Raw genomic sequence first — 21590 nt, 5'->3', positions numbered from 1 at the left:
CGGCCGTACGTGCCAGGAATTCATGACTCCGCCCCTGCCTTCTGCAGTTCGTCGATGTGTATGCGGAACAGCTCGACGACATTGCCCGCTATGCCGTGCCACGACTCCCGGTCACTCGTCACGTCGAGGTCGTCCGCGTCCGGCATGTCTCCGGCGACTCGCCCGTCCGCAGCTCCCGTGGTCGCCGCGATGGCGTAGGGGAGGTTTTCGCCGCCCGTCCGGCTGAGCCCCGCACCATTACGCTTGTCGGCCTTCCAGCCGGCTGCGAGGGTGCCAGGCACCGGCAGCGGATTCACGGTACCCGCCTGCCCGTCCTGTTCGAGGAAGAAGTCTTCCAGCTCCTTCTTCCCGGACTCGCCTTCGGGAAGGACGATGAGCACAACCGTCGCGACCGTGTTTCCGGTCGGATCGATGTACGTGGCGCGCAGCACGGCTTTGCATCCGAGCCGGTTCGCGGCTCGCTTGACAGTGGCGGTCAGCCCTTTGTCGCATGAGGTGTCGGGCGAAATGCCGAGCCGGTGCCAGCTTGCGTTCTTGGGCTCTGTGACGTCACCGGCCCGGCCGTCCTTCCTGCCGAGATGGTCGGGGAAGAGCTGGTCGGCGGGCTCGTCCCGCCACAGCACAGGTCCGTAGGCGGGATTGGCGATCGTCTGCCGACTGTTGCTGTACGCGTGCATCGCGACGGCGCCGCCGCCCACCAGCGCGAGCGTCCCGGCAAGAACGAGCAACACACCGAAGACCACGCGGACAGAACGCCCTCCTGAGCCAGGAGGATGCGGGCCGGAAGGGCCTACGGGCCATCCCCCTGGAGGGCCGACCGGTACATGGGGCGCATAGACCTGCCCCTGCTGCCCTTGCTGGTACTGCCAGCCCCCTTGCTGGGGCGGTGGCTGCTGCCCGTACGGGGTACTGGCGCTGCCCGGGCCTCCGGGCGGCGTCGAATAGGACATCATTTCCCTCTCGCGCGATGCTTCCGGTGAGGGGGACGATGAGCGGCCAACCGCATGCGGCAGCAGTGGCGTTCCGGCCCACGTACGACGAAGTTATGCGTTGCCGGCGCACACGGTGCGGCACGACATCCTCCGGACAAGCCCTCCCCGTTTGGCACCCAACAGCTTATGGCGTGCGCCAACGCGAAGGCCCCTGCCCCCGTGCGGCTTCCGTGCAGGAATGGTGATCGGGGCTCTCGCCTCCCCCACCTCCCCCGCCTCCCAGGCAGGCAACATGCCAACTTCAGCCGACTGCTGTCCGCAAGGACCGGGCGGTATCGGCTCTCACCATGTTGGTGGCGGACTCTGATACCGATCTCTCACCTCATCAGCTCTGGCGCGGGTCACCGGCCCTCTCCTCGTTCGGGAGGAACTTCTCCAGACGTTCGGTGAGGAGGACCGAGAAAATCCCCCGCGCGACCAGAGGCGAAAAGAACGCGACAACGGACAGCACAACCGTCAGGAAAGTACCTACCCCTAGTGTCATGGTCGCCAATGCCAACAGGCTGATCAGCAGCGCGTAGAGACCAGAAGCATGCAGCGCCGGGTCCCACATGGGAAACGTACGGATCGCGCGCAGGTCACGTCCCTCGGGAAGTTCCTCAGCCGCAGGTACGAACGCTCCTTCCGGCATGTCCGAACCGTCGGCAGTCTCCACCCAGCCCATGATGTAGCGCCGGCCGCTCAAGACCAATACCGCATAACCGACCGACGCTCCGTACTTCAGGTGGTCAGCCGACGGCCGCCAGTAGAGCCTCGCTCGGCTGCCTGCCAGGCAACGGCTCAAGCTCGCCGGGTCGATGATGCGAGCCACGTACAGATCCAGAACACCTGCGTCCGCGCCTGCCATCCGCACACAAGGCTGTAACCGCCCCACCGTGGATTCCCTCGGCGGTCGTTCGTCCGCCTGTGCTCGTACGTCGACCACGGTGACGGAGAGGGAACGTAATTGGCCTGCTCTCAGGGCGATCCTGATGCTGGTGAGGGGACCGGCGCGCGCACGGCCCAGCGGAAAGAGCACCAGAAAGAAGACAATCCAGCAGAGGTCCAGGACCACCATTGAAGTGTCTGCCGGTCCTCCGATCTGCGACTCCAGTGCGTCTCGGTCACCATCGACGAACGCGCCGAGGGCGGGCGAAGACGGCGCGTAGAGCACCCAGACCCGGTCACCGATCTCTGCGCGTGAATCGGAAGCAAACGAGTCCTCGACCGGCTCGTCTCCTCGATCGAAGGGTACGGATACCTGAACGTCGGAGGAGTAATGACTTGTCTTCTGACTTCTCACGACCTCCGAAGACAGAACCTTCTCTACTTCCAACGCGCGAATCGTATGCCCGGCATCCACCATCTTCCAGGCTTGCGGCGACGGTGAGATCACCGCATGAGAAACGAGGGATACGGGAATGATCCAGACGCAAAGCCCGAAACTGATAATGCCCGTGTGGTGGTCCGGCCACCAGTATTTACGTGTACCCGCTCCGCCCGAATTGGGATACGGACCACGATGAACAATTACCAGGGCTCCGACGAGACCGGCAACGGCCAGCCCAAGGCAAATGAACAGATCCCACCGGGGCAGCGGAGTGGATTGCCGCATCCAGACTCGGGCGACCGTAGCCAGAATCCCCAGACCGGCCATCGCCAAGCACACCGCGAGCGCGTGGGGCTTTCCGCTCACCCGAAGTCGTCCCTGATGTCACGCTGCCGGGGAGATGCCTGAGGATTCGCCTCGGCCTTCTTCTGCGGTGAATTCTTGTCCGTGGAGCCGTCCGGGGCGACCACCTCCCCGCCCACTCCCGCGGCAGCGGCGCCGACTCCACCCAGCGGCACGTCGATGGCGAAGTGCGGGCCATTTCCTCGCCGGCCACCGCCGGGCAACCGTGTGGCGTCGAAGTCGGCGGGGGGAGTGAACGAGCCATCCACCCCACCCTGCTGGCGATGGTGACCCACAGCTCCCAAACCTACTCCGCCGAGAGCACCGCCTGCGGCATTCACCGTGACGTTCTTCAGCCACTCCGGCTTTTCACCACGGTCCTGTGAGATTTTGTCGACGGCGAGCCCGCCACTGACATTGCCCACTACGCCACCCGCCATGTTTTCCGCAGCAAGCATGCCAAATCCCGCCGTACGACGGTTTCGCATTAAGTAGCGCGCCCCTCCTGCCCCGGCCATCCCCAAGGGCGTGCCGACAAAGGATGCCACGCCTCCCTGCCAGGTAGCCTCGTAAAGTCCCGCTCCATCGACTCCGTCGGCTGACGCCCCCGCGCCCACGGTCGCACCGAATGTATTCCCGGCCCAGTTGATGCCGAAGTCCATCAGGAGCTTGGCCAGCTTCCCTGATCGCTGAAAGCTGCGCATAGCTGCGGCAATGCTGTGCAACAGTCGGCCGAGTTGTTCCGAGAGACGAATCGCTTGACCGGCCAGCCTGGCAACGTTCGTCGCGGCGGCTGCGCTTCCGAGACCAAGCGTCACGAATGAAAGAGCCACCCCGACACCGATGGAGACGCCGATCTCGATATAAATATCGTGAATTTCCGAGTTGATCTGCTCAATGGAGTCGGCGGCTTCGTCGAGCTGCCTGGCAACTTCGTCGTACTGCTCCGTCGCCTTACCGACCTCCGCCTTTACCTCTCCCCAATGCCTCTTGAATGCTTCAGCGGCGGGACCGCGCCAGGTGGTCCCCACTACGGCGTCAACGCGCTTGTCAAGGGCTTTCAGCAAGCCGTCGAGGCCCGCGAGGTCGGACTGCAGCCGACGCCACGCCTTGGCTGCCTGCCGCAACTCCTCAGGCCTACCCCCAGGATTTACGAGCTCGATTCCAAGCTCAACAAGTTCCTCGGTCGCCGACTCACTGCCACTCACTTCTTACCCCCATCGCCTTTTCCCCCAAAAAGCGCCGCAACACCCTCGTCAGTCACTTCAGTGTTACGGTTGACCTTTCTCAGAGCATCAGCGACGGAATCCAAATACTTGTGCACTACCTGCATGGCATCAGCGGCGTCCGTGGAGTACTCGATGTAGGCATTTCTCACCTCATCGGATTCTGTAAGGAGGCCAAATCCGTCGGAAATCGCCTCTTCTCCTGTTTCGTCTACGAATTTTTTCAGGTGTGCTCGTAAATCATACGCGTGGTGCTCAAACTCACGAGCGAGTTTTCTACATGCGTCCTGTTCGTAAAATGGTGCGTCGCCAGCCACTTGCAACTCTCATTCGCATCGTTCGACCAAGAAGGATCGCTTACAGCGGGACCTTGAGGCATGAGCCGAGCAGGTCTGCGGCCCACGCCCGACCCACGACGCGTATGGAACGCTCCACCCTCACCGCGTACCCCTGTGACCTGCCCAACGACCAACAACCAAGCAGGACATGGTTTTGTCCTACTGAGCTCTTTCAGAGTGGTCACTGATCAGGTGAAGGGGGCGGCGTCTGCAACGCGCGAGGCTCCCGTGCCGTTGAGGGAGGTGTTCGACGTCTCGACTCATCGGCCCAGGAGCCACGTTGGTTCCCCGTCCTGCCGCATTCGACCTGCCCCATGCCCTGGTCGAGTGGGTCACCATGCTCATCGTCACCCGCGAGGGTGACCGGCGCTGCAAGCTCCCGCCGCACCAGCGTGCCCTGGTCGGCCTGGTGCACCTACGCAGGCACGACACCCTCACGCAGCTCGCTGCCGGCTTCGGCATCTCCATCGGCACCGCCCACGCCCACACCACAGCCGTCGTCGACCTGCTCGCCGACCGCGCACCCGGCCTGCTGCGCGCCCTGCGCGAAACCGACCCCGACTACGTCCTGATCGACGGCACCCTCGCGGAGTGCGACCGAGTCGGCGACAGCCGGGCCGACTACTCGCACAAGCACCGCCGACACAGGGTGAACGTGCAGGTGGTGACCGACCCGGTCGAGCGGCTGCTATGGATCTCACCCGCACTGCCCGGCCGTGCCCACGACCTGACCGCGGCCCGCACCCACCGAATCATCCGGATCATCCCGATCTGCGAACACCAGGGCATCCCCGTCCTCGCCGACCGCGCCTACATGGGAGCCGGTCCGTGGGTGACGACACCCCTCAGACGCCCACCAGGCCGCGACCTCACACCGACCCAGCGCACGGTCAACCGCGCGCTCCCGGCGGCACGGGCACCGGTGGAGCGGGGCGTGGCCCGCCTGAAATCCTGGCGCATCTTCCGCAGAGCCCGGTGCAGCCCGAATCGAATGTCGTCAATCGCCGCGGCCGTCCTCACCCTGGAACGGCAACGCTGAAAGAGCTCAGTCACTCCACCTGTGGCATCGGCGATCAGGCCGATGCCTTACTCCCACGAGTCCTGGAAGTCGTCGCAGGCCTTCTCCAGCTCAGCAAATCCGGAACCACCCATCGGCCCGATATCCTTCAGCAGCTTCATCACGGCCCGCATGTCGTCTGCACACTCGCCCAGCCGAGTCGCGAGGTGGTTGGGCACGTCGAACTCGACCCTGTAACAGCCAGGCATGCGTGTTGCTGCTCTTCCTGCCCTCGGCAGGGGGCCACCGTCCCGCGACTGCCTGCCACAGGACGAGGCTCATTCTCTGTAATCCGGCTTACTGACACTGGTTCGGGGGGTGTTGAGCGTAGGGATTGGGGTGCTGCGGGGCCTGCGACGGAGGAGCGGTGGGGTACTGCTGTTGGGCATTGGGGTACGAGGGCTGGTTAGGGTAGCCCATGCCCGACGGGAAGATTCCTCCGTTGGGGCCACCGGGGCCCGGGCCGTCATTACCGCGGCTGCGGCGGCTGCGGATTACGGCGAAGACGATGCCGCCGATTACGACTACGGCTGCGACGCCGGCGATGACGAGGATGCCCCTGGAGGAGGACTTCTTCTTGGCCTGGTTCGCCGAGCTGCCGTTGCCCTCGGATTCCTTACCGGAATTCGTGGTCGTGGAGGACGGGGCCTGGGCGAGAGGGCCCTCCTTCGGGCCCTTGGGGATATCCATCGTGAGGGCCGACCCAGGACGGGCGATCCCGTAGCCGTACTCATCGTCCGGCGCCTTGAGGTCGCCGTGGTGAAGGAATGAGGCCGACTTGATCATGCGGTTGATTACTTGGCCCGCTGTGAGATCGGGGTACTTGGAACGGACCAAGGCGGCGATGGCAGAGACGTAGGCGGTGGCGTCAGATGTGCCGCTTGCTTCCGAATAGCCGCCTGCACGGTCGGGGTCCGCTCGCAGGATTCCTGCCCCGGGGGCAGCAAGAGTGACCCCCTTACCGGAGTTCGATTCATCCCAGAACGTGAGGGACTCATCAATGGCAGTCACAGCAACCACACCTGGAAGGGCGGCCGGGTAGTTTACAGTGGCCCCGTCATTCCCCGTACCCGCTACGACTACGACGTCGCGCTCTTGCGCGTACGCAATAGCTTTAGCCCCCTTTGAGCCCGGATAAGCGCCGTCATCATTGAACGAAAGATTGATTACCTTTGCGCCCTGATCTACCGCATAGCGGACCCCTTCAGGCCAAGCCGCTCTATCCATATATTTTCCATCACTAGCCCGCACCGGCAAAATTTTGGACTTTGGCGCCAAGCCAACAACCCCTGCAGAATTGTTTACGCCGTGCCCATGACCGGCGATGAGGCTAGCCATTCCCGTGCCATGTCCACTGTCATCTTGGTGAGGATCCCCACCGGAAGCAAAGTCCTTCCCCGGTAGCACTTGCCCAGTCAGGTCTGAATGACTGGCGTCAACGCCCGAGTCGACGATAGCAACCGTGACACCCTGCCCCTGGGACGTCGCCCAAACCTTCTCCGCGTCGTACACCCTGAGTGCCCATTGCTTGTCCCGTACAGGATCTGCTGAGGCCATTGGGGCTGAAGTGAGGAGCAAGGCTCCTGTCAGCGCCACGACTCCCGCCGTGGACCAGACTCGCTTGGCACCCATTCCTTGCTCCTCACTCAACTACGACTGGTTACGCCAGCCCGCATGCGCGAACCGTCGGCAGCTTGCCATCCGGACCGCTTGTGTGCCTACTCGATGTTCCGCGGCACGTTGCGCTTGCGGTCCTCCTCCGAGACCCAGGTCTCCTCATCCTCGACCAGGTAGTCGGGACGCTCGCCCCGGCTGTTCTCTTCCTCGGAGCGCCTGCCGTTGCCTCGGCCCATGCCACCGGCCATACCGCCTGCCATGCCGCCGCGCTGCGATCCACCTCGACTGCCGTGGAGGCCCGCACCTGTGCCTGCGCCCTTACCGGAAGGCGCCTTGGCCGCGCCGACCACGCCGCCACGAGCCTTCGCGAGGGCTCCTCGGCCACCAGCACCAACACCGCCTCGGCCCGCAGCGCCAGCTCCGGCGCCACCGCCCATACCACCCATGCCGGCCCGGCCTCCCGTACCACGCCCGGCTGCTGCGCCGCCCGCACCGCCAACCAGGCCGGCGCGGCCGCCAGGGGTTCCGATGCCGCTGCGCCCAGCGGGAGAGATCCCGCCGCGTCCCGCACCACCGATGCCGGTGCGCGCACCAGTGCCGAGACCAGGCCCTCCAGAGGCGATAACACCCTGCACACCACCGGTACCGCCGCCGCTACCGCCAGGCCCGATTCCGCCGGAACCTACGGAGGGGCCTGTTCCCGTCAGCCCGGGAGAAATACTGTCCACGTTCGTCTTCGCCACTGGGAGCTGCGCACCCCCCGTAATTCCCTTGGCGCGAGGCACCTGAGGCGCAGCACTGATCTTGCTAGTCCCGCCAGCGCTCCACGGCTTGGGAGCCGAACCCGCCGCGCCTGGGCCACCCCTCGAAGGAGTCGGCATCGAGATGGGAGGAGGCATCTCAATGTTGTTGGTGGGCGGAGCTGGGAAGGGGTCGCGTGTGTCGTCAACTTGCGGAGGCTTCGAGTAAGCCTTGTAGTTGACCGCCAGCTGCTCCATAATCGCCACCCCCTTCAGCTGCTCTTCCTTGCCCTGCGACAAAGAGTCGGCGTTCGCTTCGCGGGCGGCATCCGTATTGACACCCTTGTTGATGTCCTTCAGTAGCTGCCCGTCGTCCCGCTCGTCGTCCCACATCCTGTCCCAGGCGCTGGACCAACCAGAAGGCACCTTGACGTCCCGCATCTTCTCCTTGGAGGCCCGCAGGTCCTTCTGCACAGCCTCCATGACTGCCGCGTTGTGATTGGCCCATGCAGCACCGTTCTGGATTTTCTGCATGATCCCATTGGCCTTCTTGCGAAAGGCTTCGGCTGCTTCGCCCTCCCAGTGCTCCAGGACGTTCTCGACGGCCGCTTTCATCATGCCGACGACGCTGTCCTTGGCGGAGACGCTGTCCACCCCTCCACTCTTCCCGTCACCGTCGCCACCGGAGAGGATGTTGTGGACAGACTTCCAGTGCTGACTGACCTCGTAGATCCTGCCCGGGTCCGAGTCCAGGATCATCGCGCGCAGCTCGGGGATACCCATCTTCATGAAGGGGGTGTCGATCTGCGATCGATCCGGCCCCCCCATCCCCCCGTTGTGCTGCTCCTCAAGCTTTTCGTCGTGCTTGTCCTTGATGCGCTGCTCTTCAGCCTTCTGCCGAGCTTCAAGCTGCGCAGGCGTGGGCGGCGGTACGTACGCCATCTTCGAACATCCTTTCCGTCAGAGACCGATTTCCAGCAACCTGCTTAGTAGGCCGAGCTCTTGGAGCCGGAGCCAGCGCTTACACCCTGCTTGTTGGCGTGCTCCTGCTCGGTGTACTTGTCCCTGACCTTCGAGGCGCTCTTGCCGAATTCATCGACCAACTCGTGCAGACCCTTGATCATCTTCTCGATCCGGGCCTTCTGCTTCTCGTGCGCGTCGTGGAGGCCGTTCGACTCCAGGAACTTCTCGCTACCGAAGGCACTGCTCGGGATGGTCGTCTCGTACTTCGCCTTGCCGTTCGCCTTCTCCATGTCCGTGAGAAGGCCATTGAGCTTCCGGATGACCTCATCCAGTGCGCTCAGATCGACCCGCATTCCGTTGCTCATACCCCGTTGTCCTCTCCCCTGTTTTCTTAACCTGACTGCCTGACGCGCTTGTTCCGCCAGTCCCGTACCGCTACGCCGCTGCCGCTCGCCACGAGCACCAGCAACAAGCCCGCGCCCACCACGTACATCGCGACCCGGCGCTCCTGCTCCGCCTCCGTCTCGCCCATCGTCACCGCCATGGGGATGACCTCGCCCGCGCCCGCCTTGACCGGTGGGTCCGGTTCCGGGTGGGTGCCTGGGGCGGAGTCGTCCGAGAGGGCGGCTACCGGGTCCACTACGCCCCAGCCCAGGTAGCGGTTCGGGCCGCGGCCCGGGCGCTGGGCTGTTTCCTGGATACGGGTGGCGAGTTGGGCCGCAGACCACCTCGGGTGTTTTTCCTTCAGCAGTGCCGCTACGCCCGCGACGTACGGGGCGGCGAAGCTCGTGCCGTCCGCCGTGCACTGGCCGCCCTTCGGGACGGTCGAGACCATGCTGACGCCGGGGGCCGCGATGTCCACGAAGTCGCCCGCCTGCGAGAAGAAGGCGCGTTCGTCGTTGCGGTCCGAGGCCGCCACCGCCAGGACGCCCCGGTACGAGGCCGGGTACGTGTTGGCGGACTCGCCGTCGGCGCCGTCGTTGCCGGAGGCCGCGACGATCAGGGCGCCGGCGTCCACGGCCGCCTCCACAGCGTTCCGCAGCTCCGTGTTGTCCTGCTTGTTCGCGGTGTCCGAGGAGATGTTGATGATCTCCGCGCCCTTGGCGACCGCGTCGCGGATCGCGGCGGACATCGTCCTCGAATTGCCCTGCTTCTCCTCCGCGCCGGTGTAACGCAGCGACAGGATCTTGGCTTTCGGCGCGATGCCCGCGAAGCCGGTGCCCGGGATCTCGCGGGCCGCGATGATGCCCGCGACCCGGGTGCCGTGGCCCTCGATGTCCTCGGTGCCGTCGCCCGACTTGCCGACGTAGTCCTTGCCGCCGGCGGCCATCGCACCGCGCAGCTGGGGGTTCTTGTCGTCGACACCGGTGTCGATCACGGCGACCGTCACGCCCTTGCCCGTCGCCTGCTCACGCAGCTGGTCCAGGAGTACGCGCTGGAGCGACCACGGCGTGGACTTTATGATGTCGCCGCCGAAGACGCACTCGGAGCTGGAGGACAGCCCGAACGTCGGGTTGCCGGCGTCTGCGAGGCGGGTGGGGGCCGGGCCGGTGGCGAGCGCCGGCGGGGCGGATGCCAGACAGGCCCCGGTGACCGCCAGTACGCCAAAGACCCGCTGCAGTGCGCGGGTTCCACTCGTGCGCGTACGCGGACGGGGTGTCAGGACCCCCATGATCAGGCTCCCCAGACTTTTTGCTTCCACCGAAGCCGAGTTGCAGCTGTAGCTGTAGCTGTAGCTACAGCTGTGACTGTGGCTCTGGTTGAAGTTTTCTTTGTGTTGACAGTGGTGCTTCCGGGGCCTTCTTCAGCGGCACCCGGAAGTGGGTCGGCCCAGCGGACACCATGGCTGGCATCGGCCGGGCCGGCCCATCTCATCTCACCTCGGGTGCGGATCAGCCCCAGGTGTTGGCGTTGCTCTTCTCCGTGGCCTGGTAGTTCTCGGCCGAGCTCTGCAGCGCGGCGGAGATCTTCATCAGGGTCGCGTGAAGGGCGGCAGCGGTCTGGTCCCACTCGCGCTGCTTGCGCTGGTAACCCTCCTGCGCCTCGCCTTCCCAGGTGGTGGCAACGCGCTTGACCGCGGCCTCTACGTCGTCGAGCTGCTGCTTGATGCGGTTGGCGGTGTTGCGCACGTCCGTGGACGCGTTGGTGATGGTGGCGTAATTGACGAGAATCGACATCGTCGCTCCCTTTCAGGAAGAAGTTTCAGGAACTCGGAGAGAGTTGATCAGCCGAAGTCGGACATGATCTTGCTCACTTCGGCGTTCTGCTGCTCTTCCGAAGCGGTGTAGTTGCTCCGCGTGGAGTCGACGGCTTCCTTGATCCCCTCGAGGATGGCGCTCATGTTCTTGGCCTCCTCGTTCCACCGGTTCTGGAGCTCGTGGTAGGACTTGGCCGCCTGGCCCTGCCAACCGCCCGCGACCTGGTCGATCACTCCGCCAAGACGGCGGATCTCGCCCTGGAGCTGGCCATTCACCGTGGTGATCTGGCTCGAGAGCCTGGTCAGCTCATCTTCTGTTACCCGAAACTGCCCGGCCATGGTGAACCTTCCCCCATGTCGTTGATGGTCCGGGAAGCCTGTGCCACTCCCCGGATAAGCGTCATATCAATGAGCGCTGCAAGCACTCTATCGTCCGTCTGTCGCACATCCATATGCGAAGACCATCAGTTACAGACTTCACACATGCGTGCGGCGAATCCGTGATCGGGAGCGTCCAAGTCGGGCCGCACGCAAGCTCGTTGACCTCACTGGCTCTGCGGCTGCGCGGCGCTGCCGGTGTCCAGGGTGGGGCCCTTCGGAATGAACTTCGCCCACGGTTGCGGGACGACCGCGGGGCTGGACACCTTCTCGTATCCCAGACGTGTTCGCGCCTTGTCCGTCTCGCTCGCTTCGCCCTGCGACGGCGAGGACGAGGACGCCTCGCCGCTCTTGTCCGCCGCGCTGTCGTTGTTCGTCGGCAGCGAGTAGCGCAGGCCCGTGTCGGTCAGCAGGTACGTCGCGCCGCCACCCTGGGCCGCGCCCCTGACCTCCCGGAAGAGCAGCCCCGAGCCGGAGGAGACGTAGGCGTTCAGCGAATCGGCGATGACCTTCTTGGGGTACGTCGACCCGGCCCAGGCCGCGAGCTTCGGCTTCTTGTCCGCGCCGATGGTGCCGCTGTAGACGCTGCAGGAGGTGGTACGGGCCGCGCCGGTCGCCGTCGTCGCGGAGTTGGCCTGCTGCGGGACGGTCTGCGGCCAGCCCTTGTCCGCGTAGAAGCTGTCCGCCGGACCGCCGTTGGCGGCGATGATGTCGGGGGTCTCGGCCTTGATGTCGGCGATCTCGTCGGTTCCGTACGCCCGCTTCGCGGACGGCGAGTGCTTGAGCAGGTCGGCGACGAACGGCGTGATGGCGGCGACCTGGTCCCTCAGGACGACGTAGTACTTGTCCCCCTGGGCGTCCTGTGCCTTGAGCACCCGTCCCACCGTCCCGGCCTCCGCGGGAAGCCCCTCGACCGCGGTCGGCAGGCCGATGGACGGCATCGTCGGGAACGTGATGACGCCGCCCGGGTTGAGGGTCTGCAGCCACTCCGTGCTCACCGGCTGGGGTTCGGCCGCCGTGCCGATGACGGCGGCACGCAGCTGCTCCATCGTGGTGTCGTCGAGGCGCGGTGTGCCGCCCAGCTGGAAGGCGCTGCCCTCTCCGTCGACCAGGTACTCGATCCTGGTCCTGGCGTCGACGACGTACAGCGCCTCACGCGCGTCGACCTTCCCCGTGGTGTTCTTGACCGACTTCGCGTCGTCGTCGTCGAAGACGAAGACGGCACGGTCGATGGAGGTGTTCGAGCCGGGGGCGGGGCGCTCGCAGACCGCCCAGGTCTTCGCCCTCTCGGCGTCGTCCTTGGTGGGCAGCCGGTCGGGGGCGTACGGGATGCCGAGCGTCGCGCCGTGCGGGATGCCGCTCTTGTCGATGTCCTTGCCGGGGACCTCGATGACGGTGCCCTTGCCCTTGTCGAGGAGGAGCTTGGCGGAGGCGTAGTTGAGGACGGGGTGCAGCGTCGGCACTTCCTTGCCGTTCGGACCCTTGTCCTTGATCACGACGTAACGCGTCGTGGAGTCGCTGTCGACGATGATGTGTTCGCCTACGGTGTCCCACCCCTTGGGCGCCGACGGCTTGAGCACACCCCAGGCGATGAAGCCCACCACCAGCACCACGCCCACCGCCAGGCTGGGCATCACGGTACGGACCGGACGCGGCGCGCCTTCGTCCGATCCCCCGGGCGATGGCGCCAGGAACGCTGCGACGGTGCGCTTGCGAGCGAACGTATAGGCGGCGAGCTCATCCCGACGCGTTGCCATGGTCCTGGCTCTCCCGTGTGGTCGTGCGTGAAGAAGAATCGTGCGTGAGGCTGCTTCAGCTGGGCAGGGCAACCACTATGCACTGCGCCGCGCGACCGTGATCCACCAGGTACGGGGTCCCCGCCGCATCTTCACAGCCCTGTGCCGTGTCCGTAGCCCGGGACCTGTGTCGCCCCGTGTTCATCAGCGGGTACCGTGACCACTCGCACAACTGACGTGGGCAATTGTGGCCCCTGGCCCCGTCGCTGAGATCTCCACCGGCGATCTCCATGGACGACGGCCACCACTTCGCGAAAGGGATCTCCCGGGGGATGACCAGCGCTACGAGCACTCGGCGCGGACGCCGCGCACAGCAGCAACCGGGCCGTGGCCGCAGATCCGCGCCATCCCCGGCTCCCACCTCCACCACCACTCCCGCCACCGCGGCCCCGCGTACGCTGCCCCACCCCGGCGGCATGGGTCCGCTGCGGCTGCAGCAGCTCATTCTGGTGGAGCTCGCGGCGGCCGTCATGCTGGCCGCCTGGGTCACGTCCGAGCGCTGGCTGCTCGCCCCGGCCGGCGCCGTGGCCGCGCTGCTGCTGCTCCTGGCGATCGTGCGCCGGCACCACCGGCCGCTGCCGGAGTGGTACGAGACGACGCGCGCCCTCAAGCGCCGCCGGCGCGAGGCCAAGCTGCCCGTCCCGCCCGGCACGGACCCGCTGCTGGCCCCCACCGTGGAGTGCGACTCCGCCCTGCGGACGTACACCTTCGTCTCCCGTGACGACCGTTCGATCGGCATGATCGGCGACGGGTCGTTCCTGACCGCGGTGCTCTTCGTGCAGCCGGGCGACGAACCGCTGCGCCCCGGTTTCGCCGGGCGGCAACTGCCGCTCCAGCTGGTCCAGGACGCCCTGGAGGTCGACGGCATCCGGCTCGCCTCCGCACAGGTGGTGCAGCACACCCAGCCGGCGCCCGCGCCGCACCTGCCCCCGCAGTCCGTCGCCGCACGGTCGTACGGACCCCTCCAGGCCCGGGCCGGTTCCCCCGCGCTCCGGCTCACCTGGGTCGCCCTCAAGCTCGACCCCGAACTGTGTCCCGAGGCGGTGGAGGCGCGCGGCGACGGTGTCGCCGGTGCCCAGCGCGCGCTGCTGCGGGTGGCGGACCAGCTGGCGAGCCGGCTGGCCGGGGCCGGCTTCGAGGCGACCATCCTCGACGAGAACGAGCTCGTGCAGGCGCTCGCGACCTCCAGCTGCCTCAACCCGCGGGCCAACGCGCAGCACGGCCAGGACGGCCGGCCCGCTCAGCGCCGTACGGTCGAGTCGGTACGGAGCTGGCGGGTCGACGACCGGTGGCACTCGACGTACTGGATCTCCCGCTGGCCGCAGTTGGGGGACGGCGGTGTCGCACTGCCGCAGCTCATCACGCAGTTCACCTCGCTGCCCGTGCTCGCGACGACGTTCAGCATGACGCTGAGCAAGGCAGGCAGCCGGGGCGTCTCCGTCGCCGGGCATGTGCGCATCACCGGCCGCGGCGAGAACGAACTGGGCCAGGTCCGGCGGGACTTGGAGCGTGCCGCGAGCGCGTCCAAGGTCGGCCTGGTGCGCCTGGACCGGGAACAGGTCCCCGGAGCTCTCGCCACCCTGCCTCTCGGAGGTACCTCCTGATGTCCTACCCCACACCGGCCATGAACCCGGGGCAGCGGGGCCAGGAACCCGCCCGCACCCCCGCGCACGTGGCCTCGCCCACCGACACGGGTCTGATCCCGATCGTCCGGCCGGACGCGCCCCAGCAGCAACGGCGCATCTTCAGCCCGGGGTTCGGGCTGCGCGGACCGCGCCGCAACCGCCATGTCGTCACCGCCGAGGAGATCGCGGCGATCAGCGTGCCGATCGGCGACGACGGCGTGATCATCGGTACCGACCCGGAGTCCCAGCCGGCGGTGCTCGGCCTGGCCCGCCCCACCCCCTTCGACGTCGTCGTGGTGGGCGGCCTGTGGCTGGCCCAGGTGCTGGCGCTGCGCGCCGCCGCGACGGGCGCGCGCGTGGGTGTCGAAACCGGCCGCCCGCAGGCCTGGCAGCAACTGGCCCAGGCGGCGGGCGGCGGTCAGCAGTGCATGACGGTCTACCCGGTGGGACGGGTGCCCGCGCAGGGGCCGTCGGTCTCCAGCCCGGTGGTGCTGATCCGCGACTGCGGCGTACGCCCGCCGCGCGGGCGTGTGACGTCCCTGCCGTGGCAGGCCGTGGTGACCGTGCTGCCCTTCGTCGGCGAGCACGCGCCGCGCTGGCTGATGCAGGCGCAGCTGGTCGGGATCCAGCGCATCTCGCCCCAGGAGACCGAGGTCGTACGGGAGACCCTGGGCGTTCCGGCCGAGCATCTGGAGATGCTGCCGACGCTCTCCGACAACGTCACCCTGTGGTGCACGCGCAAGCATCGCAAGTACGTCATGACCGAGCCCACGGACGCGGAGACGGGTCTGCTCGGCATGGCCCGCCGCCTGGACTGAGCACCCCTGCCTGGGCGTCGGCCGGGCACGGTCGCCGGAGGAGCAGCGGAGCCGGTCCGCACGCAAGGGCGCTTTTCCGTACCGTGGGGCGAAAGATTAGTGTTCTGGTGATGCGGTGAACGTCGCAGCGGCGTCGGACGCGCCACCCCATCCGCCCGACCGCGACGACGCATTCAGCAGCAGTGGCTGACCAGGAGGCAAAGCAGTGAACAGGGATCGGTCCGAGTACGACGGCGGCGGCCAGTCCTCGGACGGGGACGACCGCGAGCTGGATCTCACCGGCGAGTTCGAAATCGTCTACGAGCCTCCTGCCTGGTACGACCAGAGCGCGCGGGGTGGCTCCGCGCAGGGCGGGCAGGGGGGCGCCGGACAGACGCCTCCGCCGCCGGCCGGGCCGCCGCCGGGGCCGGCGGGCGGTCCCGTGCAGCAGGGGTCGCCCGCGCCCCAGGTCCCCGCGCAGGCGCAGCCGTACGCGCAGGGCGGCTACGGGTTTCCGCCGCAGCCGGGACCGGGCGTACCCCCGGAGGCGGCGCCTCAGCAGGCCGCCGGGTACGGGTATCCGCAGCAGGCCGCGCCCGCCGGGTACGGATACCCGCAGCAGCCCGGACCGGCTGCGCCGCCGCAGCAGGCCGCGCCCGGCGTGCCCCAGCCGGGTCAGGACGCCCCGGGCGGTTACGGATACCCGCAGCAGCAGGCGCCGGCCCAGTCGGCCGGGGCCGGCGCGCCCCCGCCCGCCGCGCCCGCGCCCGGTTTCCCCGTACTGCGTCCGGTCGACGAGGACGCGCAGGCGAACCCGCCGCAGGCCGCCGTCCCGGTGGCGAACGCCCCCGAGCAGCCCGCTCCCGAGCAGCCGGCCCCCGAGCCGGACTACGCCGCTGCCGACGCGGAGGCGGCAGCGCTGTTCGGCGACGCCGACGACGTCGGGGAGCCGACGCAGGAGCGCGGCGGCGAGGCGGAGCCGGGTGGCTCCGAGGCCGCGTCCGGTGCGGAGGAGGACGCCGACTCGGCAACGGACACTCGGTCCGAAACGGAGAGCGAGAGCTCGTCCGGTGCCGAGGAGCAGGCCGGGTCCGCGGCGGCAGCGCCCGCCGCGGCCGGACCCCAGCCGGTGGCGCAGGCCCAGCCGCAGAGCGAGCCCGCTCCGCGGGCCGCCGCGCCTCACGCCGGTACGCCTCCGCAGGACCCCCAGGGCCTCCCCCCGCTGCCGCAGGGTTACCAGCCCGCGCAGCCGGTCCAGGGCGCACCTCAGCAGCCGGCGCAGTCCGACCAGCAGGCCGCGGCCGCACAGGCCGCCGGGTACGGCTACCCCCAGCCGTTCGCCCAGCAACAGCAGCCTCAACCGCAGCACCAGCCCCTCCCGCAGGGCACCTTCGGCGCGGCCCAGCCGCTGCCCCCGGTGCAGCAGCAGCCCGCCCCCCAGCAGCACCCGGGGTACCCGGCGCAGGGCGGGCAGGCCGCACCCGGTTACCCCCAGCCCCAGCAGCAGGCCGCACAGCCGCAGCCGGTCCAGCCGCAGCCCGCACATCCGCAGCAGCCTCAGGCCGGTTACCCCTACCCGCCCCAGCAGGCCGGTTACGGTTACCCGCAGGTCGCACAGCCCGCGCCCCCGCAGCAGGCCGTACAGCCGCAGCAGCCGCAGCAGCAGATGCCGCCGGCCCAACAGCCCCAGTACCAGCAGCCCCCGTACCAGCAGCAGCCGCACCCCGCGGCCCCGCCCGCCTACGGCTCCCAGGGCTGGACCGCCCCGGCGGGACCGCAGGCCGGCGCCCCCCAGCAGCAGGCGGCGCCCGGCACCCCGCTCGGTTACAACGCAGCCGTCGAGCTCTCCTCCGACCGGCTGCTGCGCAACCAGCCCAAGGCCCGTAAGAACAACTCCGGCCCGTCCCGCTTCAAGCTCGGCGCCAAGAAGGAGGAGGAAGAGCGGCAGCGCAAGCTGGCGCTGATCCGCACGCCGGTGATGTCCTGTTACCGGATCGCGGTGATCAGCCTCAAGGGCGGCGTGGGCAAGACCACGACGACCATCTCGCTCGGCTCCACGCTCGCTTCCGAGCGCCAGGACAAGATCCTGGCGATCGACGCCAACCCGGACGCCGGCACCCTCGGCCGACGCGTGCGGCGCGAGACCGGTGCCACCATCCGCGACCTGGTGCAGGCGATCCCGCAGCTCAACAGCTACATGGACATCCGCCGCTTCACCTCGCAGGCCCCGTCGGGGCTCGAAATCATCGCCAACGACGTGGACCCGGCGGTCTCCACGACCTTCAACGACCAGGACTACCGCAGTGCGCTCGACGTCCTGGGCAGGCAGTACCCGATCATCCTCACCGACTCGGGCACCGGTCTGCTCTACAGCGCGATGCGCGGCGTCCTCGACCTCGCCGACCAGCTGATCATCATCTCCACCCCGTCCGTGGACGGTGCGAGCAGCGCCTCGACGACGCTCGACTGGCTCTCCGCGAACGGTTTCGCCGATCTCGTCCAGCGATCGCTCACCGTGATCTCCGGGGTCCGCGAGACGGGCAAGATGATCAAGGTGGACGACATCGTCGCGCACTTCGAGACCCGCTGCCGCGGCGTCGTCGTCGTGCCCTTCGACGAACACCTCGCGGCCGGCGCCGAGGTCGACCTCAACATGATGCGCCCCAAGACCCGTGAGGCGTACTTCCACCTCTCGGCCCTCGTCGCCGAGGACATCGCCCGCACCCAGCAGGGCCAGGGCTTCGCCGCCCAGCAGCAGGTCCCGCAGCAGCACCCGCAGGGGTACGCGCCCCAGCAGCAACCGCCCGTCGCCGCTCCCCCGCCGGGGCAGGGCTGGCAGCAGCAGATGCAGCAGCCTCCGCAGGGCCAGGGCTGGCAGCAGCAGCCACCGGCGCAGCAGCCTCCGGCTCAGCCGCAGCACCAGCAACAGCCCGGCCCCGGCTGGACCCAGTAGTACGCGGGGTTCGTCCCCCGTGCGGGTGAGTTACTACAAGGTGCTTATGCGCACGGCACGTTGAGTCGGCCTAAGATGCCCGAAACGACGTGCTGCCGTTGCCGAAAGGGAGTTTGACTGATGGGGAGCGCACAGGAGAAGGAAAAGCTGTACGCCCTCGACATCTCCGACGTCGAGTGGCACAGCGCCCCCGGCACGAGTGAGGACGAGGAGCGCGTCGAGATCGCGTATCTGCCCGAGGGGGCCGTCGCGATGAGGTCGTCCGTGGATCCGGAGACCGTCCTGCGGTACACCGAGGCCGAATGGCGGGCGTTCGTGCTCGGTGCGCGCGACGGTGAGTTCGATCTGACCTGAGCGCTGAACAGCACCGCGCCCCGCCGGACGAGCTCCGGCGGGGCGCAGTGCTGTGGCGTCGTTCGTTTCGTCAGCGGCGCCGTCGGCCGATGAGGGAGGCCATCCCCCAGGCCACCGCTCCGGCGGCCAGCAGACCGAACAGGGAGATCAGCTCGGGGTCGCTCGGGTTGCCCCACCAGGCCTTGGCCGGAGTGAGGGGGTCGTCCTCCATCATGTTCGAGAACGCGGACATTCCGCCTACGTCGGTGAAGATGAGCGCCACGCCGTTGGTGTAACCGAAGAAGGCGCCGAGCATGGCCACGACGGCCCCGCCGATGTGGGCGCCGATACGGCCGCGGGCCAGAAGGCCGACCACGGTACCGACAGCAGCCGCGTTGAGAAGCGCATGGGCCACATAGAGGACGCGCGCCACATCCTGCGACGTGTCCTCGTACGAGGCGTAGATGACCAGGCTGTAGAGCGAGGCCAGACCGACCGAGACGAGCAGCCCGAGGAAGAAGGCGGCGACCGGCTTCCCGCTGTTCGGCTGCTGTCCGTACGGCGCGTACGGAGCAACCGGGTACGGGTACCCGGGCTGCATCGGGAATTGCCCGGGGACGGACGGCGGAGCGCCGAATCCCGGGGGCGGCCCCGGAGGCTGCTGGGGCATGGGGGGCTGGTTGCCCGGGTTGTACTGGGGCTGCCAGGGCTGGCTCAAGACGGGGTCCCCCGGGGAGGCAGAGAGATGGATCCGACCAAAGTACCAAACGGGCCACGTACGGCGCCGCTTCGGGCATCCGCGTCACGGACGGTGGCCGGACACACCTCCCCCGCCGGTCCGCAGGCTCCGCCAGCCCCTCAGCAGGGGGGCGACAAGGGTCTGGACCAATGAAGGGCCGTACCGTCTCCGCCGTGCGGCCCCACGTCGATCAGTCCGGTATTCCCGCAGTCCACGCGGGGTTTGGCACATCGTTGACGCAGCCGGACCGGCGCTGATAAACCTCGCTTCACCAGCTGGAGCTCATTGATCAACACGCGCTCCCCGTGCGAGTCATGACGCGAGGTCACGTCCCATGGACACAGAGATTCCGCGCAGTACCCGGCAACGCCCCCGCACCCGAACCCTTCTGGCCGCCGGAGCCACCGCCCTGACCCTGGCCGCCGGAGCCGCGACCCCGCTCAGCCCCGCGCCGCAGCAGGCGAAGGCGGCGCAGGCCGACGCCAAGCGGACGCTGACCGTCGCGGTCTCGCAGAGCGTCGACTCCCTCAGCCCGTTCCTGGCCCAGCGCCTGGTCTCCACCAGCGTCCACCGGCTGATCTACGAGAACCTGACGAACTACGACGTCAAGGACAACCACGCGGTCCCGGGCCTCGCCACCCGGTGGGAGGCGTCGCCGGACAAGCTGACGTGGACGTACACCATCCGTGAGAACTCCAGCTGGTCCGACGGCAGGCAGGCCACCGCCGAGGACGCCGCCTGGACGTTCAACACGATGATGAAGGACGAGGGCGCGGCCACCGCCAACGGCAGCTTCGTCGCCAACTTCAAGAAGGTCACCGCCCCCAGCCCCGCCCAGCTCGTCATCGAGCTGAAGAAGCCGCAGGCCACCATGGCCGCGCTCGACGTGCCGATCCTCCCCCGGCACGCGTGGGAGAAGGTCGGCGACTTCTCGAAGTTCAACAACGACAAGAAGTTCCCCGTCGTCGGGAACGGCCCCTTCGTCCTCACCGACTACAAGGTGGACCAGTACGTCGAGCTCAAGCCGAACAAGAAGTTCTGGCGCGGCGCCCCGAAGTTCGACGAGCTGGTCCTGAAGTACTACAAGGACGGTGACGCGGCCGTCGCCGCGCTCCAGAAGGGGGAGGTGTCCTTCGCGGCCAACCTCACCCCCGCCCAGGCGGCGTCCCTCGCGAAGGCCAGGAACATCAAGGTCAACGACGCCCCCGGCCGGCGCTTCTACGCGCTCGCCACCAACCCGGGCGCCAGGTCGAAGGACGGCAGGAAGTTCGGCGACGGCCACCCCGCGCTGCTCGACCGGAAGGTGCGCCAGGCCCTCTTCGCCGCCACCGACCGCGAGACGATCATCGACAAGGTCTTCCGGGGCCACGCCGTCGAGGGCGAGGGCTACATCCCGCCGCGCTTCTCGGCGTACCACTGGAAGCCGTCCGCCGACCAGAAGGTCGCGTACGACCCGGCGAAGGCGGCCGCGCTCCTCGACGAGGCGGGCTACAAGAAGAACAGCGCGGGCAAGCGCGTCGGCAAGGACGGCAGGCCGCTCGACTTCCGCATCCTGTGCCACGCCACCGACCCGAACGACAAGGCCATCGGCAAGTACCTGCAGGAGTGGTGGGGCGAGCTCGGCATCGGCCTCGAGGTCGAGTGCCTCGACAACGTCTCCGACCCCTGGCTGGCCGGCGAGTACGACCTGGCCTTCGACGGCTGGTCCGTCAACCCCGACCCCGACTTCGTCCTCTCCATCCACACGTGCGCCGCGCTGCCGGCCACGCCCGAGGACACCGGCGCGACGGACAACTTCATCTGCGACAAGAAGTTCGACGAGCTCTACGCACAGCAGACCGCGGAGTACGACGAGGCCAAGCGCGCCGACATCGTCAAGCGGATGCAGTCGCGGCTGTACGACACGGGCTACATGAATGTCATGGCGTATCCGAACGCGGTCGAGGCGTACCGTACCGACCAGATCAAGTCGATCACGACGATGCCCGAGTCCGGCGGCAATCTCTGGGGCCAGGACGGCTACTGGAGCTGGTGGTCGGCCGTGCCCGCCGATGTCGACGACACCTCCGGGGAGGGCGGCTCCTCCACCGGTCTCGTCGTCGGCATCGGCGCGGCCGCCGTCCTCGCCGTGGGCCTCGGGATCTTCGTCGCCCTGCGCCGCCGCTCCACCGCGGAAGACCGTGAGTAG

Annotated in this window: 18 protein-coding genes; 6 read left to right on the top strand and 12 right to left on the bottom strand. The window is 67.9% G+C overall.

Going from position 1 to position 21590, the window contains the following annotated elements; translation table 11 throughout:
* Positions 1–20 precede the first annotated feature (20 nt).
* The 4 genes from ACWDZ4_RS25280 to ACWDZ4_RS25265 all read right to left on the bottom strand — a co-directional run bounded on the left by ACWDZ4_RS25280 (position 21) and on the right by ACWDZ4_RS25265 (position 4186).
* A complete protein-coding gene (locus ACWDZ4_RS25280; protein ID WP_451510671.1) occupies positions 21–743 on the bottom strand; it encodes a hypothetical protein in 723 nt (240 codons plus the stop codon).
* Positions 744–1317: 574 nt separating this feature from the next.
* Complete coding sequence (locus ACWDZ4_RS25275) at positions 1318–2667, bottom strand: hypothetical protein (protein WP_451510670.1); 1350 nt, start codon at positions 2665–2667, stop codon at positions 1318–1320.
* Positions 2664–3851 (bottom strand): WXG100 family type VII secretion target, encoded by a 1188-nt coding sequence (locus ACWDZ4_RS25270; protein WP_451510669.1) that lies wholly within the window; start codon positions 3849–3851, stop codon positions 2664–2666. Before ACWDZ4_RS25270 ends, ACWDZ4_RS25275 begins: the two co-directional genes overlap by 4 nt.
* Positions 3848–4186 carry a hypothetical protein gene (locus ACWDZ4_RS25265; protein ID WP_451510668.1) on the bottom strand — a complete coding sequence of 113 codons (339 nt, stop codon included), beginning with the start codon at positions 4184–4186 and terminating at the stop codon, positions 3848–3850. The genes ACWDZ4_RS25270 and ACWDZ4_RS25265 overlap by 4 nt, the downstream gene beginning before the upstream one ends.
* Positions 4187–4487: 301 nt before the next feature.
* On the opposite strand from ACWDZ4_RS25265, the gene ACWDZ4_RS25260 reads away from it, so the two are divergent.
* Positions 4488–5246: a transposase family protein gene (locus ACWDZ4_RS25260; protein WP_451510667.1), complete on the top strand. Its 759-nt coding sequence runs from the start codon at positions 4488–4490 to the stop codon at positions 5244–5246.
* 315 nt (positions 5247–5561) lie between these two features.
* Here the strand turns inward: ACWDZ4_RS25260 and mycP (ACWDZ4_RS25255) are convergent, their stop codons facing one another.
* The 7 genes from mycP (ACWDZ4_RS25255) to eccB form a co-directional block, all read right to left on the bottom strand.
* Positions 5562–6821 carry a type VII secretion-associated serine protease mycosin gene (gene mycP / locus ACWDZ4_RS25255; RefSeq protein WP_451510679.1) on the bottom strand — a complete coding sequence of 420 codons (1260 nt, stop codon included), beginning with the start codon at positions 6819–6821 and terminating at the stop codon, positions 5562–5564.
* A 161-nt stretch (positions 6822–6982) separates the two neighbouring features.
* The gene (locus ACWDZ4_RS25250) at positions 6983–8563 is read right to left on the bottom strand and encodes a hypothetical protein (protein WP_451510666.1); all 1581 of its coding nucleotides are present in this window, start codon (positions 8561–8563) and stop codon (positions 6983–6985) included.
* 44 nt (positions 8564–8607) lie between these two features.
* Entirely contained in the window at positions 8608–8949 is a 342-nt protein-coding gene (locus tag ACWDZ4_RS25245) for a hypothetical protein (RefSeq protein ID WP_451510665.1), read from the bottom strand.
* Positions 8950–8975: 26 nt separating this feature from the next.
* Positions 8976–10256 carry a type VII secretion-associated serine protease mycosin gene (mycP, locus tag ACWDZ4_RS25240; RefSeq protein ID WP_451510664.1) on the bottom strand — a complete coding sequence of 427 codons (1281 nt, stop codon included), beginning with the start codon at positions 10254–10256 and terminating at the stop codon, positions 8976–8978.
* 220 nt (positions 10257–10476) lie between these two features.
* On the bottom strand, positions 10477–10761 hold the full coding sequence (locus tag ACWDZ4_RS25235) for a WXG100 family type VII secretion target (protein WP_451510663.1): 285 nt from the start codon (positions 10759–10761) through the stop codon (positions 10477–10479).
* A 47-nt stretch (positions 10762–10808) separates the two neighbouring features.
* Complete coding sequence (locus tag ACWDZ4_RS25230) at positions 10809–11120, bottom strand: WXG100 family type VII secretion target (RefSeq protein ID WP_451510662.1); 312 nt, start codon at positions 11118–11120, stop codon at positions 10809–10811.
* Positions 11121–11326: 206 nt separating this feature from the next.
* Complete coding sequence (gene eccB / locus ACWDZ4_RS25225; protein ID WP_451510661.1) at positions 11327–12916, bottom strand: type VII secretion protein EccB; 1590 nt, start codon at positions 12914–12916, stop codon at positions 11327–11329.
* Positions 12917–13227: 311 nt separating this feature from the next.
* On the opposite strand from eccB, the gene eccE reads away from it, so the two are divergent.
* From eccE to ACWDZ4_RS25205, 4 genes are all read left to right on the top strand, one after another.
* Positions 13228–14559, top strand: a complete 1332-nt coding sequence (eccE, locus tag ACWDZ4_RS25220) for a type VII secretion protein EccE (protein WP_451510660.1) — start codon at positions 13228–13230, stop codon at positions 14557–14559.
* Positions 14559–15398 carry a hypothetical protein gene (locus ACWDZ4_RS25215; protein WP_451510659.1) on the top strand — a complete coding sequence of 280 codons (840 nt, stop codon included), beginning with the start codon at positions 14559–14561 and terminating at the stop codon, positions 15396–15398. Before eccE ends, ACWDZ4_RS25215 begins: the two co-directional genes overlap by 1 nt.
* A 205-nt stretch (positions 15399–15603) precedes the next feature.
* Positions 15604–18330 (top strand): SCO5717 family growth-regulating ATPase, encoded by a 2727-nt coding sequence (locus ACWDZ4_RS25210; RefSeq protein WP_451510658.1) that lies wholly within the window; start codon positions 15604–15606, stop codon positions 18328–18330.
* Positions 18331–18450: 120 nt separating this feature from the next.
* Entirely contained in the window at positions 18451–18684 is a 234-nt protein-coding gene (locus ACWDZ4_RS25205) for a DUF397 domain-containing protein (RefSeq protein WP_451510657.1), read from the top strand.
* A gap of 70 nt (positions 18685–18754) precedes the next feature.
* Here ACWDZ4_RS25205 and ACWDZ4_RS25200 read toward each other — a convergent pair whose 3' ends face one another.
* Entirely contained in the window at positions 18755–19381 is a 627-nt protein-coding gene (locus ACWDZ4_RS25200; protein WP_451510656.1) for a hypothetical protein, read from the bottom strand.
* 355 nt (positions 19382–19736) lie between these two features.
* On the opposite strand from ACWDZ4_RS25200, the gene ACWDZ4_RS25195 reads away from it, so the two are divergent.
* Positions 19737–21590 carry an ABC transporter substrate-binding protein gene (locus ACWDZ4_RS25195; RefSeq protein ID WP_451510655.1) on the top strand — a complete coding sequence of 618 codons (1854 nt, stop codon included), beginning with the start codon at positions 19737–19739 and terminating at the stop codon, positions 21588–21590.

It is taken from the genome of Streptomyces sp. NPDC003016 (assembly GCF_053591455.1).
The sequence above is the reverse complement of the archived record's forward strand: the minus strand, read 5'-3'. Positions and strand labels throughout refer to the sequence as shown.

Excerpts from the sequence above, each read along its gene's own strand:
- mycP (WP_451510679.1), bottom strand. The coding sequence starts at position 6,821 with ATGGCCTCAGCAGATCCTGTACGGGACAAGCAATGGGCACTCAGGGTG.
- ACWDZ4_RS25250 (WP_451510666.1), bottom strand. The coding sequence starts at position 8,563 with ATGGCGTACGTACCGCCGCCCACGCCTGCGCAGCTTGAAGCTCGGCAG.
- ACWDZ4_RS25245 (WP_451510665.1), bottom strand. The coding sequence starts at position 8,949 with ATGAGCAACGGAATGCGGGTCGATCTGAGCGCACTGGATGAGGTCATC.
- mycP (WP_451510664.1), bottom strand. The coding sequence starts at position 10,256 with ATGGGGGTCCTGACACCCCGTCCGCGTACGCGCACGAGTGGAACCCGC.
- ACWDZ4_RS25235 (WP_451510663.1), bottom strand. The coding sequence starts at position 10,761 with ATGTCGATTCTCGTCAATTACGCCACCATCACCAACGCGTCCACGGAC.
- ACWDZ4_RS25230 (WP_451510662.1), bottom strand. The coding sequence starts at position 11,120 with ATGGCCGGGCAGTTTCGGGTAACAGAAGATGAGCTGACCAGGCTCTCG.
- eccB (WP_451510661.1), bottom strand. The coding sequence starts at position 12,916 with ATGGCAACGCGTCGGGATGAGCTCGCCGCCTATACGTTCGCTCGCAAG.
- eccE (WP_451510660.1), top strand. The coding sequence starts at position 13,228 with ATGACCAGCGCTACGAGCACTCGGCGCGGACGCCGCGCACAGCAGCAA.
- ACWDZ4_RS25215 (WP_451510659.1), top strand. The coding sequence starts at position 14,559 with ATGTCCTACCCCACACCGGCCATGAACCCGGGGCAGCGGGGCCAGGAA.
- ACWDZ4_RS25205 (WP_451510657.1), top strand. The coding sequence starts at position 18,451 with ATGGGGAGCGCACAGGAGAAGGAAAAGCTGTACGCCCTCGACATCTCC.
- ACWDZ4_RS25195 (WP_451510655.1), top strand. The coding sequence starts at position 19,737 with ATGGACACAGAGATTCCGCGCAGTACCCGGCAACGCCCCCGCACCCGA.